Source organism: Paraburkholderia sp. RL17-381-BIF-C (genome assembly GCF_046026435.1).
In the GTDB taxonomy this organism is placed as follows: domain Bacteria; phylum Pseudomonadota; class Gammaproteobacteria; order Burkholderiales; family Burkholderiaceae; genus Paraburkholderia.
This window is the reverse complement of the sequence record NZ_JARESX010000011.1, coordinates 57739-72247: the sequence shown is the minus strand read 5'-3', so window position 1 is coordinate 72247 and position 14509 is coordinate 57739. Positions and strand designations below refer to the sequence as shown.

Here is a 14509-nt window from a genome sequence, read left to right as displayed (position 1 = left end):
CTAGCGGCTTCGCAAGCGAGCGGTTCACATGGTAAAAGCCCAAGGCAATGTTTGTAATCATTAGTCGAAGGTCGTCTTGGGGGATTAGCAATGAGGTTGTTCCACAATGTTAAATCGTCGGTCAGCGGATTCGCGCTGGTCACGCTCGTTTCTGTCTCAACCGGTTTTCTGGAGGCCACGCCCGCACTCGCGAAGCCGCCTGCGAAAGCCCAGCCCGCCGTACTCACCGCCTCTGCGATCGCGGTGGCCGACAAGTTCAGCGCCGATGCTGCCGAGCAGATCTTCAAGGAAGGCGGCAATGCCGTCGACGCAGCGGTCGCGATTGCCTTTACGCTCGCCGTGACGTATCCGGAAGCGGGCAACATCGGCGGCGGCGGGTTCATGACGCTCTACGTCGACGGCAAGCCGTATTTTCTCGACTATCGCGAGCGTGCTCCGCTCGCCGCGACCAAAAACATGTATCTCGACGACAAGGGCGAGGTCATCAAAGGCATGAGCCTGTTCGGCTACCGCGCGGTGGGTGTGCCGGGCACCGTCGACGGCATGTGGCAGGCGCAGCGCCGCTTCGGCAAGCTCACGTGGAAGCAGGTGCTTGCGCCCGCCATCCACTACGCGCGCGATGGTTTCGAGGTCAGCCAGCAACTGCAGGAACGCCGCGACGATGCCGCGAAAGACTTCGCCGGCAAGACCAACTTCGATACTTACTTCGGCAATCTGAAGCAGGGCGTCAACTTCAAGCAACCGGATCTCGCCGCTGTATTGCAGCGCATTTCCGATCAAGGCGCCAAAGACTTCTATCAGGGCAAGACGGCCGATCTGATCGCGGCGTCCATGCGCGGTCACGGTCTTATCACCAAGGCCGATCTGCAGCAGTACAAAGCAGTATGGCGTGAACCGATTCAGGCCGACTGGAATGGCTATCGCGTCTACACGGCGCCGCCTCCGAGTTCGGGCGGCATCGGCCTCGTGCAATTGCTGAAGATGAAGGCCGACATTGCGCCCGACTTCAAGGACGTCACGCTGAATTCCGCGCAATACGTGCATCTGATCGCGGAGATCGAAAAGCGCGTGTTCGCCGACCGTGCGCAGTATCTCGGCGACCCTGACTTCTACAAAGTGCCCGTCGCTCAACTGACCGACGACGCGTATATCGCCAAACGCGCCGCCGAAGTGAATCCGAATGCGCCTTCGGACACGAAGAGCGTGCAGCCCGGCCTCGGCACGTCGATGCCGGAGAAAGCGGAAACCACGCACTTCTCGGTGATCGACAAGTGGGGTAACGCCGTGTCGAATACGTACACCATCAACGGCTATTTTGGTTCGGGCGTGGTGGCGGACCGCACGGGCATCGTGCTGAACGACGAGATGGACGACTTCTCCGCAAAACCGGGCGTCGCGAATATGTTTGGCGTAGTGGGCAGCGACGCGAACTCGATCGAACCGAAGAAGCGGCCGCTCTCCTCGATGAGTCCGACCATTCTCACGAAGGACGGCAAGGTCTCGCTCGTGATCGGCACACCGGGCGGCTCGCGCATCTTCACGTCGATCTTCCAGGTGATCAACAACGTCTACGACTACAACATGCCGCTGCAGCAGGCTGTTGCCGCAATGCGCTTTCATCATCAACTGTTGCCGCCGAATACGATCTTCTGGGAGCCGTACAAGCCGATCGAGGGTGAACTGGCGAAGCAGATCGAAGCCAAGGGCTACAAACTGGAGGGGCAGGACTTCAGCGGCGATATCCAGGCGATCAAGGTCAACGGCGATACGCCGGAAGCCGCAGCCGATCCACGCGGCCGTGGTGTGACGCGTGTTATTCAGTAAGCGTTGTTGCAGGGAGTCGGGCGCTGCATTTCCTAAGATGCATCGCCGCTAATGGAAAGCCTCGTGTTCAATCGAACGCGAGGCTTTTTTGCTTCGCGGGTGCGCCTAGTGCCCTTGCATCAGCCAGCCTGCTCGACCGGTGTCAGCGTTAATTCGAGCCGCTGCGCGCCGCGCAATACCGTCACTTTGACGGGTCTGTCGATACGCGATGCGTCGAGTGTGCGCTGCAGGCTGTCCACGTCCTGCACGGTCTGCGTATCGATCGCAATGATCGTATCGTCCGTGCGCAAACCGCCGAGCGCGGCCGGGCTGCCTTTAACGATCTCCATGACGTGCACGCCGCTTTCCGAGTTCAGGCCGAAATAGCGCTGCACACGGCGCGACAGCGGCGTGGTGGTGCCGGCGACGCCGATATACGCCCGCCGCACGCGGCCATGCGCGAATATCTGCATGATGACCCACTTGGCGGTGTCGATTGCCGTGGCAAAGCAGATCGCCTGTGCGCCGGGAATGATCGCGGTATTCACGCCGATCACCTGACCCGCGGAATTGATCAGCGGCCCGCCCGAATTGCCGGGATTGAGCGCTGCGTCGGTCTGGATCACGTCGTAGATCATGCGCCCGGAGTTAGAACGCAGTGAGCGGCCGAGCGCAGAGACCACGCCGGTCGTGACGGTTTGCGCGAGGCCGAGTGGATTGCCGACCGCTATCGCGATCTGCCCGACGCGCAACTTCGACGATTCGCCGAGTTCGACGTGCGGCAACGGCTCGGGAGAGCCGATCCGCAAGACGGCCAGATCGCTGCCGGGATCGTCGCCGACCAGATCGGCGTCGAATTTTGCGCCGTCGGCGAGCGTCACCTCGATATGGGTGGCGCCGTGTACGACGTGGCTATTGGTGAGCAGATAACCGTCGGGTGTGAACAGAAAGCCCGAGCCTGTGCCGCCACGCGTGTCGCGGCGTCCGCGACTCGACGGGTCGCCGGGCAGCCGGCGTTCGACGGAAATGAAGGCGACCGCCTGCTGTACGCGTTCCAGCGCGCCAATCACGGAGCGGGAGTAGGCGTCGAGCAGGGTGTCGTCGGCTAAAGGATTGAGTGTTTCGGGCCCGGGGGCGTCGGATGCGGCGCGCGACAGGTCATCGATGAAGCGTGGGCGGCTTCCCATGGCGATGCTCCGGATAAACGGAATTGCAGATGCGGGGCGTCGCGAAGGTTTTCAAGTGCGCTGGGGCGAGTTGCGCAGGCGCGGCCTGTGAGACACTTTCTGAGCGAGCCGCGAGCCAGCGAGCCGCAAACCTGCAGTCCGGCCGGCCCAGCCCAATCCAGCCCGCTCGGCACGAGCGCCACGCTCGATTGCGCGGCATGCACCATGCTAAACACATCGAAAGCCCGCCACACCCAGGAGACAGCCGCCATGAACTCACCCGCCACGTCACCCTCGTCGAACGGGCCCATTGAACCGCGCATCGAATCCATCAGCGCGATCACGCTCGCCACCCGCGATATGCCGCGCGCCGTGCTGTTTTACGAAGCGCTCGGCTTTCCCATGAAATTCGGCGGTCCACAGGAGGCATTTACATCGTTCGCCTTCGGCGGTTCGTATCTGAACCTGATCGTGGATGCGCGCGCACCGGTCGCCTGGTGGGGCCGCGTGATCATTTATGTCTCCGACGTCGACGCGCTTTATCGCAAAGCGCTGGCGGCGGGCCTCAAGCCGTCGCTGGAGCCGTCCGATGCGCCGTGGGGCGAGCGCTATTTCCACATCACGGATCCGGACGGCCACGAAATCAGCTTCGCGAAACCGTTGCGCTAGCGCCGGATCGCCGCACAAACTCGCTATCATGGACGTCGAAAGGCGCGGGCGCTGCCGGTAACACGGCTGACACTTGCCGCTTCGATAATCGAGCGCGTCCGCGTCGCGCTTCCCGCCGCGCGCCTAATCATTTCCGTTGCCAGGAGAGCCGCAATGAAAGAGCAGGACCCGAGACCTGAAGCCGAATTGATGGCAGAGCGGCAGCGCCGTTTCGAAGAGGACCTGATCGATGCGTACGACGAGGAACTCGAGATGGAGGTCGACGACCGCATCATCGACGGCGCGGAGGGTTTCACACCGGAGCACCGCGAAGCGCGCAAGATGTACTTCCGCGAGCTGTTCCGGCTGCAAGGGGAACTCGTCAAGCTGCAGGACTGGATCGTGCAAACCGGCCACCGCCTCGTGGTCATTTTCGAGGGGCGCGATGCGGCCGGCAAGGGCGGCGCGATCAAACGCATCACGCAACGGCTCAATCCGCGTGTGTGCCGCGTGGCGGCGCTGCCCGCGCCGAACAACCGCGAACGCACGCAATGGTATTTCCAGCGTTACGTGTCGCATCTGCCGGCGGGCGGCGAAATGGTGCTGTTCGATCGCAGCTGGTACAACCGCGCGGGCGTCGAACGCGTAATGAATTTTTGCAGCGACGAAGAGTACGAAGAGTTCTTCCGTTCGGTGCCGGAATTCGAAAAAATGCTGGCCCGAAGCGGCGTGCAGATCCTCAAGTACTGGTTTTCGATTACCGACGAGGAACAGGAAATCCGCTTTCAGAACCGCATTCACGACCCGCTGAAACAGTGGAAGCTGAGTCCCATGGACCTGGAAAGCCGCCGCCGCTGGGAGGCCTATACGCAGGCCAAGGAAGTGATGCTGCAACGCTCGCACATTCCCGAAGCGCCGTGGTGGGTCGTGCAGGCGGTCGACAAGAAACGCGCCCGCCTGAACTGCATTCATCACTTGCTGAGCCAGGTGCCGTATCACGAGATCGAGCACTCTCGTGTCGAATTGCCCGCGCGCGTCTATCACGACGAATACAGCCGCCAGCCGGTGCCGTCGTCGATGATCGTGCCCGAAGTGTATTGATTCATCGGCATACGGCGGGGTGAAAAAAAGCGCGGCCATGAGCCGCGCTTTTTTACGTCGCGGCCGGTTCCGGAACCGGCCGTCGCGCGGAGTTCAGAACACCGCCCGAAAAACCCAGTACAAGCCCGCAGCCAGCGCGATGGAAGCCGGCAACGTCAGCACCCAGGCAAGAACCAGACTGCGCACGGTGCCCCACTGCAGGCCGGAACCGTTGGCCGCCATCGTGCCGGCCACGCCCGAGGACAGCACGTGCGTCGTGGAAACCGGCAGGCCGTATGCGTCGGCGGCGCCGATCGTCAGCATCGCCACCAATTCCGCCGATGCGCCCTGTCCGTACGTTAAATGCTGCTTGCCGATCTTTTCGCCGACCGTCACGACAATGCGCTTCCATCCCACCATGGTGCCCAGACCGAGCGCAATCGCCACCGCGACCTTGACCCACGTCGGAATGAACTTGGTGGCGTGATCGGTCTGCGCCTTGAAGTTGTTGATCGCTTTGGCGTCGTCGGGCGCGAAAGCCGGTTGCCTGGCTTTGTCCATCAGGCGGATCGCTTCGGAAGCCACGTACATGTTGTTGCGCACGTTGTCCACGAGGCCCTGCGGCACGGCGGCCATCGATCCCGACGCGCCCACCTGGCCGGCAATGATCTCGGTCAGTTGCTGCAAGGCAGGCAACGTGGCGGGCGTCAGCTGGCGCGTGCGGACATAAGCCTCGACGTCGGCGCGTGGATTGGTGGAAGGCGCGGCGCCCTGGGTGTATTTGGCGAGCGTCGCGGAGGTTTGATGCGCGACGGCGAGGAAGGTTTGCGTTTCCGCCGGCGTGACAGCCTTGTTCAGCGCGTAGGCGGTGGGCACCGTGCCGATCAGGATCAGCATGATAAGGCCCATGCCTTTCTGGCCGTCGTTCGAGCCATGCGCGAACGAAACGCCCGTGCAGGTCAGAATCAGCAGGCTGCGGATCCAGAACGGCGGTGGCTCCTTGCCCTTCGGTTCGGCATACAGCGCCGGAATGCGCACGACGGCCTTCAGGATCAGCAGCAGCAAGCCAGCTGCGAGAAAGCCCACCAGCGGCGAGAACAGCAGCGACTTGCCGACGCCGAGCGCCTGGTTCCAGTCCACGCCGCTCGTGCCGTTGCTGCCGTGTATCAATTGATTCATCAAGCCGACGCCGATAATCGAGCCGATCAGCGTATGCGAACTCGACGACGGCAGTCCGAAATACCAGGTGCCGAGATTCCAGATGATCGCGGCGATCAGCAGCGCGAAGACCATGGCAAAACCGGCGCTGCTGCCGACCTGCAAGATCAGCTCGACCGGCAGCAACTGCAGAATGCCGAAGGCGACGGCGCCGCTCGACGTGAGCACGCCGAGAAAATTCCATCCGCCCGACCACACCACGGCGATGTTCGGCGCAAGCGAATGCGTGTAGATGACAGTCGCGACCGCGTTCGCCGTATCGTGAAAGCCGTTGACGAATTCGAAGCCGAGCGCGATCAGCAGCGCAACACCGAGCAGCAGATAAGGCAGAGCCGAGCTTTCGCGAACGGGCTGTAAATCATCCATTAAGTGCACGGCGCAATACACGGCGCCGACCAGAATCACCGCGAGAAAGATGACGAGGCCGATACTGCGCCCCTTTCCGCTAGCAGTGCCTGATTGTGGATACGAAAGTTCCGGCATGACGGGAGCCTCAAGGTTTGTCGCGGAACTTCCGATGCTGCGGGGGCGGTGTGTCGCAATGATGACAGTTGCGTGACGCCCGAGGTGCGCAGCCGCTAGACGCGCACCGCTGCGGAGCACGGTGTGAAAAATTGTCCGATCGGAATGCTCAGCTGTCCGAAAAGGACTTTGATGGACGGACGACCAGGAAGCCGAAATCACTTCGCCGACGAGCAGAGCCGTTGCGCCCACAATGAGGATTCGCATGGAACCTGCTCAAACTGACTCGTTTGCTGATTGCGCCAATGCGAAGCGCGAGGCCTTTTCGCCGCGGGACATCGTGGCGAGTGTTTGAGGCAGGCGCTTCTGGACCTACCGGCCATTATTCCGGCGTACTGGCCAAGCGCTTACCGCTGGGCCCTTTTTTTGCTAGGCTGTCAGAACGGTGTATTCAGGGATCTTCAATGAAACGCGAGAGCCACAAAGCCGACCCACGCTCCAGCGACAGCGATCCACCCGCTGCTGCGCCTTCCGCGCAAGCGGCCTTCGCCTCGTACGCGGCGCCGCTCGTCGATGAAGCGATCGAACACACCAATGCGGTGCGCGAAGACGCATCACCTGAAGCACTACACAAACTGCGCGTCTCGCTGCGGCGTTTGCGTTCGTTGTGGTGGGCCTTCGCACCATTGCTCGAAAAAGGCGAGAGCACGCGGCAACGCGCGCTCTACCAATTTCTGGCCACGGCCGCCGGCAAAACGCGCGATTGGGACATTCTGATCGAATTGCTGACGAGCGACGACCGCGGCGCACTCGGCGCCGCCGCCGACCTGGCGCCCAAACTTCAGGGCGCTCGCGGCGGCGCAATGGCGACGAGCCGCGAAACGCTCTCGAATGCCGACGTCAAACATCTGTTGCGCGAAGCCTTGTCGAGTGCTTCCAAAGAACTGAACACCTCGCATGAACGCATGCCGCTGCGGAAGTTCGCCACTCAACGCGTGGCGACTTCCGAGAATTCCTTGAAAAAACGGATGAGGCGCGCGCGTCGGGCGAAGCGATCCAACTACGCTGCCTTTCACAATGTCAGGAAGGCGGGGAAGAAGCTGCGCTATCTGCTCGAGTTTTTCGGGCCGGTCCTGAGCGGCGGGCGCAAACGTACTCTCAAACGCTTGAAGCAGATCCAGAAACGATTCGGTGCGCTGAACGACGTGGTCGCTAGCGAAATGTTGTTGCACGAGAATAGGGCCCTGTTCGACGGCGCCGGCACTGGCGATACCGACGCGGCGCTTCAGTGGCTCAAGAAGGAACGCAAACGGAGGATGCGCGCGGCGGCGGGTTTGCTGCGCAAACTATGATGGCGCGCCCATCGTTGCGCGCTTCTGCGAACGAAATGGCACAGATGGCATCCGCATAACGACCTGGGACGCGCGTCCGCATAAGTGGGACGCATGCGGCTCAAGTGCTTTGACTGCTGCGCGGAGCGAAGCCGCGCAGCGTGATGGCCCCGTGGGCCTCACCGCCTGGCAGCGGCGCGCGTCTGCCGGTGAACAGCTCGTCGGCGGGTGGCAGCGGTTCGACCGGAAAGCCACGCCGCTGCCAGGCGTCGAGGCCGCCCCTGAGTGCGCGAATCCTCGTATAACCGTTGTCCCGCATGCGTTGCGTGATATCGACAGCCGTCGCGCTGTCCGGGCAGATGCAGTAGATCACCGTATCGTGCGCCCGCAGGGCGCCGTCGATCTGCTCCGGCGAGTGCGGATCGAACGCGAGCGCGCCCGGAATGAGTCGCGGCGCTTCGAACGAAAGGGCTTGCGGGCGGGCGTCGAGCACCTTGGGCGGCGCGACGTGGCGCCAGCCGGGAACGGCGGTTTGGGCTGCGGCATCCGCGGCGGCTTGCGCGAAACGGCGGCGCTCGCGGCGCCGTTGCTGCAAACGAAACACGAGATAAATCAGGGCGGCGGCCAGCAGAATGTCGATGACAGTGCCGCCGCGCGCTTTGACAAACTCGAGCAGCATGTGCAGTTGCCGTTCCGCGGCAGCGCCGCCGAGCAACCAGAAATTGGCCCAGGCGAGGACGCCGGCAAGGTCCCAGGCCGCATAGATGCGCGCATCGACGGCGGTCGTGCCCATCAGCGGCGGGGTGATGAGCGCGAGCCCAGGGACGAACTTCGAGATCGACACGAGCGGCACGCCGAAACGCTCGAACAGCGCGCGCGCTTTATTGACCTTCGGATAGACGGCTGGCGAGAGGCGGCCTAATGCGGCGATCAGTTTGCGGCCATACAGGCGGCCGGCCGCGAACCATGCGCCGTCGCCGATCAGCGCGCCGAGTACGGCGGCGGCGAGGATCGGCCAGAAGGACAGCGTACCGGCAGCGATCGCGGAGCCCGCGAAGAGCAGCACGGGAACCGCGGGAATCGGCACGCCGAGTCGCGTCAACAGGACGTTGAGGAACACGACCGCGCCGCCCCAGGTCGATACCGCCGAAGACGGAAATTCTACCAATTGAGAAACTCCTGTTCTTGCGCTTGAACCGGCGTGCTATGCGGCTTTTCTACCGGGATGCAAAGTGTGTACCCGAAGGGCCCGATTGTTGGCTCCGCGCCGACCGTTGTAGCCGCTCGCTCAGGATACTCGATGGATTTGGCGCGGGGCCAGCGTTGACGGCATGTCGTGATTCCACGAACCCGATTCATTGACTCACTCTCTCGCTGCAATTTCATTCAAGACCGTCGGCTGGCGTACGCCTAATCTTCGTGCTCGTTCCAACTACACAGGACAGCACCATGAACTCGCGGCATGCCGGATACCTGTTTTGCGCGCTGGCCATGATCGGAGTCGGCAGCACGGTGGTGGTCAGCAAATCGATCGCAACCGGGCTGCCGCCGTTCAGCGCCACCGCGCTGCGTTTCGCGATTGCCTTTCCCCTGTTCGTGCTGGTAATGCGCTGGCGCGGCGTGCGCTGGCCGCGTCTGGACCGGCGCGATACCTTGCTCGTGATCGCCCAGGCAGGGGCGGGCAGCGTCGGCTACACGGTGTTGCTGATCTGCGGGATGAAGCTCGCCTCGGCTGCCGATGCCGGCGTGATTGCCGGCACCTTGCCCGCCGTGTCGGCCGGTGTCGCCATGCTCGCGCTCGGTGAGCGCCCCGGGCCCGCACTACTCGGCGCGATCCTGCTGGCGACGGCCGGCGTGCTGGTCTGCACCGTGCATCTCGACGCGTTCCCTGCGCCGCATGCAGCCAGTTCGCTGGCGGGTAACGTGCTCGTGTTCCTTGCGATTGCCTGCGAGGCGTTGTTCATCCTGCTCAATCGCAAGCTGCGCACGGCGGTTGCGCCGTTGCCGCTGTCGGCATTGATGTGCGGTATCGGCTTCGCGGTCGCGATCGTGCCGGCCTGCTTCGAACGACCGTGGACGCTGCCGGTCGATGCCAGTGCACTCGTTGGCGTGCTCTATTACGCGCTGGTGCCGACCGTGGCGGGCTTCGTGCTGTGGTACGCGGGCGCCGCGCGAATCAGCGGCGCGGAAGCGGGGCTGATGACCGCGCTCGTGCCGGTGAGCGCGGTGGCGTTGGCCGCGCTGCTGCTGCGCGAACGCGTCAGCGCGGCGCAACTGGCCGGTGTCGCGTGCGTGCTGGGCGCGGTGTTGCTGGCCACCTTCGGGCAGATGCGCACAAGGCCCGGCGTGGCATGAGGCGCTGTTGTCGAAGCTGGGCTGTGCCTACGTGTTGGAGACAGCCACCACGCCCGGATTGCCGACGATCGACAGAAACTCGCGGCGCGTGGACGGATCCGTGCGGAACGTGCCGAGCATGCGCGAGGTGACCATCGTCACGCCGGCCTTGTGCACGCCGCGAGTCGACATGCATTGATGCGCGGCTTCGAGAATCACGCCGACACCCGCCGGTTGCAGCACGTCGTTCAAGGTGTCGGCGATTTGCACCGTCATCTTTTCCTGGATCTGCAGGCGCTTGGCGAACGCATCGACGAGGCGCGCCAGCTTCGAGATGCCGACCACGCGATGCTGCGGTAAATACGCCACGTGCGCGCGCCCGATGATCGGCACCATGTGATGTTCGCAATAGCTCTCGAAACGGATGTCTTTCAGCACGATCATTTCGTCGTAGCCGTCCACTTCGGAGAAGGTGCGGGCAAGGATCTCGCGCGGGTCGACCTGGTAGCCCGCGTAAAACTCCTCGTATGAGCGCACCACGCGCGCGGGCGTATCGAGCAGGCCTTCACGCGCCGGATTGTCGCCGGCCCAGCGCAGCAGCACGCGAACGGCTGCTTCGGCTTCCTCGCGGCTCGGGCGCTCTGCTGCGGCCGTGGGTTTGATCTTCTTTGCCTTGCTGCTGGTCATCCGTCGCTCCTCCGGGATCGCGCGTCGACGCTGTACGGAGCGCGCGGGTTCAATGAGTGCGGCCATTGTTCCATGTTTTTCACCGCGCCGTGGCGATGTCCCTTCTCGTCTCATGCAACATTGCCGCTATCAGTGCGCCGATAGTCCGCCGCTCATTTCGGCCATCCGTCCATCGCGTCGTTGAACAGTTCGGCGACTACGCTGCGCAGCCAGCCTGCGCGCGGATCGTTATGAAACTTGCGATGCCAATGCTGCCGCAGATCGAAATGCGGCAACGGCAGTGGCGGCTCGACCAGCGTGATCGACGCGTGCTCCGACACGTACGCGAAGCCTATCGCGTGCGGCACGGTCGCCAGCAGGTCGGTGCGCGCGAGGATGAACGGCAGGCTCATGAAGTGGGGCGTTTCGAGCACCGCGCGGCGCTCGATGCGCTTCTTCTCCAGGTCGTGTTTGAGCACTTCCTGGCTGCGTCCTTCGGCGCGCACGACCGCGTGGCCCGCCGCCCCGTATTGCGCGGTGCGTGTGTCCTCCACGTTGACGAGGCAAGGGATCCGTTTTAGATCCAGGCTCGTTCCAGACATGTTTGCGTGACCCGCGGCGCCGGGCGGGGCGGCGTACTGGATATGAGGATGGAGGTTCGTCGGGCAATCCTGACGCGGGATAGTGCCGCTTGCCCGCTATCGACACGCGAAGCACGCAACAAAACCAGCACAACGCGCGGCAAAACCTATGATTAAGGGGAATTCCCTGCCTTGACAACCTGCCCGAAGGACAACCATAATCGCCTAAACGTTCGCTAAACGAATCCATGTTCATACAACGAACAAATTTGAAGCGAGCTAACCGACGGCGCCAGCCCGCATCCGCACTTGGCGAGCCACCGCCCGCATTGGCCCGGAGACCGTTCCGCCCACGCTCTGCCTGAAACGCAGCCAGCCTCGCGGCACGCAGCGCCCCAAAAGGAAATTCGACATGATCAACAAGATTTTCGAGTCACTTCAGTCGGCCGTCGCCGATGTCCAGGACGGCGCGACCGTCATGATCGGCGGCTTCGGCACGGCCGGCATGCCGTCGGAATTGATCGACGCGCTCATTGAACAGGGCGCGCGCGACCTCACCATCGTCAACAACAATGCCGGTAACGGCGATATCGGCCTCGCGGCGCTGCTCAAGGCCAAGCGCGTGCGCAAAATCATCTGCTCGTTCCCGCGCCAGACCGACTCGTATGTGTTCGACGCGTTATATCGCGCCGGAGAGATCGAACTGGAACTGGTGCCGCAGGGCAATCTCGCGGAGCGCATTCGTGCGGCAGGCGCGGGTATCGGCGGCTTCTTCACGCCGACCGGTTACGGCACCAAGCTCGCCGAAGGCAAGGAAACGCGCCTGATCGACGGCCGGCACTATGTGCTGGAGTCGCCGCTGCATGCCGACTTCGCTCTGATCAAGGCGTACAAAGGCGATCGCTGGGGTAATCTCACGTATCGCAAGACGGCTCGCAATTTCGGACCGATCATGGCCAGCGCGGCGAAAACCGCGATCGTGCAGGTGTCGCAAGTCGTGCCGCTCGGAGCGCTCGATCCCGAAGTGATCGTCACGCCCGGCATTTTCGTGCAACGCGTGATCGAAGTGCCGCAAGCGGCGCACGCCCCGCTGCCCAATCCTCACGACGCTGCCGCCTGAACCGGAGACCGACATGAAAAAACTGACCCGCGATGAAATGGCCAAGCGCGTTGCGCTGGATATTCCCGAAGGCGCCTACGTGAACCTCGGCATCGGCGTGCCGACGCTGGTGGCCAACCATCTCGCCGCTGACAAGGAAATCTTCCTGCACAGCGAAAACGGTTTGCTTGGCATGGGCCCGGCGCCGGCCAAAGGCGAGGAAGACGACGAACTCATCAACGCCGGCAAGCAGCACGTCACGCTGCTCACGGGCGGCTGCTATTTCCACCATGCGGATTCGTTCGCGATGATGCGCGGCGGCCATCTGGATTTCTGCGTGCTCGGCGCCTTCCAGGTGTCGGCCACGGGCGATCTGGCGAACTGGCACACCGGCGCGCCCGACGCGATTCCCGCCGTGGGCGGCGCGATGGATCTCGCGATCGGCGCGAAGCAGGTCTATGTCATGATGGAGCACCTGACCAAGCAGGGCGAGAGCAAGATCGCCGCCGAATGCAGCTACCCGGTAACCGGTGTGGGTTGCGTCGACCGCATCTATACGGACCTTGCCATGATCGATGTCACGGATCAGGGGCTGGTGGTGCGCGAGATCTTCTCGGATATCGATTTCGATGCACTGCACAAGCTGACCGGCGTGCCGCTGATCGACGGTACGCAAGCCGCAAACGCGGCCTGACGCGCGGCGGCGCTTTTACTTTCGATAATTCGGCCACTCACGCCATCATGCTCGACTCCAGCGCCCGTCTGACGGGCCTTCTTTGCGGCACGCAGCCCATGAACGACATCTGGGCGCCGCGTGCCACGCTGCAACGGATGCTCGACGTGGAAGCGGCGCTCGCGCGCGCGTCAGCCGCGCATAACGTCATCCCCCATACCGCGGTGGGCGCCATCGAGGCCGCTTGCCAGGCCGATCAACTCGACGCCGACGCGCTCGCGCGCGACGCCGCGCTCGGCGGCAATCTCGCGATTCCGCTCGTCAAGCAGCTCACCGCGCGCGTCAAGGCGGCCGACGCCGAAGCGTCGAAATACGTGCATTGGGGCGCCACCAGCCAGGACATCATCGACACGGCGACGGTGCTGCAATTGCGCGACACCTTCGATCTGCTCGACAGCAGCCTGCAATCCACCTGTAACGCCGTGGCGAAACTCGCGGCCACCCATCGCGCCACGCCGATGATCGGCCGCACCTGGTTGCAGCAGGCGCTGCCCATTACGCTCGGCCTGAAATTCGCGCAATGGCTCGACGCGCTGCTGCGTCATCGCGAGCGGCTCGATGCGTTGCGCGCCCGCGTGCTGGTGCTGCAATTCGGTGGCGCGGCGGGCACGCTGGCGAGTCTGCGCGATGCCGCGCCGCAAGTCACCCAATCGCTTGCACGAGAACTTGGCCTTGCCGTGCCGACGCTGCCCTGGCACACGCAGCGTGATCGCATTGCCGAAACGGCCTCGCTGTTCGGCATGCTGATCGGCACGCTCGGCAAGATCGCGCGTGACATCTCGCTGCAGATGCAAACCGAAATCGACGAACTCGCCGAACCGGCCGCGGCCGGCAAGGGCGGTTCGTCCACCATGCCGCACAAGCGCAACCCGGTCGGCTGCGCGGCGGTGCTGACGGCGGCCACGCGTGCGCCGGGGCTGGTCGCCACGGTGTTTGCCGGCATGGTGCAGGAGCACGAGCGCGCGCTCGGCGGCTGGCAAGCCGAGTGGGATGCGTTGCCGGATCTGGCGCGCCTCGCGGGCGGCGCACTCGCCAACATCGAACAGATCGCCGCGGGGCTGAACGTGAACGTGCCGCGCCTTGCCGCCAATCTCGACGTCACGCACGGCCTGATTCTCGGCGAGGCGGTCATGCTCGCGCTCGGCGACAGCATCGGCCGGCTCGACGCGCATCATCTGGTGGAGCGCGCGTCGAAAGTCGCGATCCGCGACGGGCAAACGCTTTTCGACGTGCTTGCCGCAGACCCGGCCGTGACCGAACATCTTTCGCTCGAGCGTCTGAAGCATTTGCTCGATCCTGCTCAATATGTCGGCCAGGCGCACGCTTATGTGGACGCCGCGCTGGCACTTCACACCACGCGCTCGCAGCGCGACCATTTCAGGGAGTAA

The 14509-nt window shown here is 63.5% G+C and carries 12 protein-coding genes and 1 pseudogene; 8 read left to right on the top strand and 5 right to left on the bottom strand.

Going from position 1 to position 14509, the window contains the following annotated elements; translation table 11 throughout:
- The first annotated feature begins 90 nt into the window (after positions 1-90).
- Positions 91-1824 (top strand): gamma-glutamyltransferase, encoded by a 1734-nt coding sequence (ggt, locus tag P0D70_RS09915; protein ID WP_408184307.1) that lies wholly within the window; start codon positions 91-93, stop codon positions 1822-1824.
- A 119-nt stretch (positions 1825-1943) separates the two neighbouring features.
- Here the strand turns inward: ggt and P0D70_RS09910 are convergent, their stop codons facing one another.
- A complete protein-coding gene (locus P0D70_RS09910) occupies positions 1944-2990 on the bottom strand; it encodes a S1C family serine protease (protein WP_408184306.1) in 1047 nt (348 codons plus the stop codon).
- Positions 2991-3239: 249 nt separating this feature from the next.
- Between P0D70_RS09910 and P0D70_RS09905 the strand changes: the two genes are divergently transcribed.
- Both P0D70_RS09905 and ppk2 read left to right on the top strand, forming a co-directional pair.
- The gene (locus P0D70_RS09905; protein WP_408184305.1) at positions 3240-3638 is read left to right on the top strand and encodes a VOC family protein; all 399 of its coding nucleotides are present in this window, start codon (positions 3240-3242) and stop codon (positions 3636-3638) included.
- Between the two features lie 153 nt (positions 3639-3791).
- The gene (gene ppk2, locus P0D70_RS09900) at positions 3792-4718 is read left to right on the top strand and encodes a polyphosphate kinase 2 (protein ID WP_091806702.1); all 927 of its coding nucleotides are present in this window, start codon (positions 3792-3794) and stop codon (positions 4716-4718) included.
- 93 nt (positions 4719-4811) lie between these two features.
- Here the strand turns inward: ppk2 and P0D70_RS09895 are convergent, their stop codons facing one another.
- On the bottom strand, positions 4812-6398 hold the full coding sequence (locus tag P0D70_RS09895) for an inorganic phosphate transporter (RefSeq protein ID WP_408184304.1): 1587 nt from the start codon (positions 6396-6398) through the stop codon (positions 4812-4814).
- A 443-nt stretch (positions 6399-6841) separates the two neighbouring features.
- Between P0D70_RS09895 and P0D70_RS09890 the strand changes: the two genes are divergently transcribed.
- Positions 6842-7729 (top strand): CHAD domain-containing protein, encoded by an 888-nt coding sequence (locus P0D70_RS09890; protein WP_408184303.1) that lies wholly within the window; start codon positions 6842-6844, stop codon positions 7727-7729.
- Between the two features lie 100 nt (positions 7730-7829).
- Here P0D70_RS09890 and P0D70_RS09885 read toward each other — a convergent pair whose 3' ends face one another.
- Entirely contained in the window at positions 7830-8876 is a 1047-nt protein-coding gene (locus P0D70_RS09885) for a VTT domain-containing protein (protein ID WP_091806710.1), read from the bottom strand.
- Positions 8877-9157: 281 nt separating this feature from the next.
- On the opposite strand from P0D70_RS09885, the gene P0D70_RS09880 reads away from it, so the two are divergent.
- Entirely contained in the window at positions 9158-10063 is a 906-nt protein-coding gene (locus P0D70_RS09880; RefSeq protein ID WP_408184302.1) for a DMT family transporter, read from the top strand.
- Positions 10064-10090: 27 nt separating this feature from the next.
- On the opposite strand, the gene folE is transcribed toward P0D70_RS09880, so the two are convergent.
- Entirely contained in the window at positions 10091-10729 is a 639-nt protein-coding gene (gene folE, locus P0D70_RS09875) for a GTP cyclohydrolase I FolE (protein ID WP_091806717.1), read from the bottom strand.
- Positions 10730-10881: 152 nt separating this feature from the next.
- Positions 10882-11232 (bottom strand): annotated as a pseudogene (locus P0D70_RS09870) (type 2 periplasmic-binding domain-containing protein); the annotation flags it as partial.
- A gap of 469 nt (positions 11233-11701) precedes the next feature.
- Between P0D70_RS09870 and P0D70_RS09865 the strand changes: the two are divergent.
- The 3 genes from P0D70_RS09865 to P0D70_RS09855 are packed head-to-tail and all read left to right on the top strand — an operon-like array spanning position 11702 to position 14509.
- Complete coding sequence (locus tag P0D70_RS09865; RefSeq protein WP_091806720.1) at positions 11702-12409, top strand: 3-oxoacid CoA-transferase subunit A; 708 nt, start codon at positions 11702-11704, stop codon at positions 12407-12409.
- Positions 12410-12422: 13 nt separating this feature from the next.
- A complete protein-coding gene (locus P0D70_RS09860; RefSeq protein ID WP_091806724.1) occupies positions 12423-13082 on the top strand; it encodes a 3-oxoacid CoA-transferase subunit B in 660 nt (219 codons plus the stop codon).
- 47 nt (positions 13083-13129) lie between these two features.
- Positions 13130-14509, top strand: coding sequence for a 3-carboxy-cis,cis-muconate cycloisomerase (locus tag P0D70_RS09855; protein ID WP_408184301.1), 1380 nt, complete (start codon positions 13130-13132; stop codon positions 14507-14509).

Coding starts and splice junctions, on each gene's coding strand:
- ggt (WP_408184307.1), top strand. CDS start 91: ATGAGGTTGTTCCACAATGTTAAATCGTCGGTCAGCGGATTCGCGCTG.
- P0D70_RS09910 (WP_408184306.1), bottom strand. CDS start 2,990: ATGGGAAGCCGCCCACGCTTCATCGATGACCTGTCGCGCGCCGCATCC.
- P0D70_RS09905 (WP_408184305.1), top strand. CDS start 3,240: ATGAACTCACCCGCCACGTCACCCTCGTCGAACGGGCCCATTGAACCG.
- ppk2 (WP_091806702.1), top strand. CDS start 3,792: ATGAAAGAGCAGGACCCGAGACCTGAAGCCGAATTGATGGCAGAGCGG.
- P0D70_RS09895 (WP_408184304.1), bottom strand. CDS start 6,398: ATGCCGGAACTTTCGTATCCACAATCAGGCACTGCTAGCGGAAAGGGG.
- P0D70_RS09890 (WP_408184303.1), top strand. CDS start 6,842: ATGAAACGCGAGAGCCACAAAGCCGACCCACGCTCCAGCGACAGCGAT.
- P0D70_RS09880 (WP_408184302.1), top strand. CDS start 9,158: ATGAACTCGCGGCATGCCGGATACCTGTTTTGCGCGCTGGCCATGATC.
- folE (WP_091806717.1), bottom strand. CDS start 10,729: ATGACCAGCAGCAAGGCAAAGAAGATCAAACCCACGGCCGCAGCAGAG.
- P0D70_RS09865 (WP_091806720.1), top strand. CDS start 11,702: ATGATCAACAAGATTTTCGAGTCACTTCAGTCGGCCGTCGCCGATGTC.
- P0D70_RS09860 (WP_091806724.1), top strand. CDS start 12,423: ATGAAAAAACTGACCCGCGATGAAATGGCCAAGCGCGTTGCGCTGGAT.
- P0D70_RS09855 (WP_408184301.1), top strand. CDS start 13,130: ATGCTCGACTCCAGCGCCCGTCTGACGGGCCTTCTTTGCGGCACGCAG.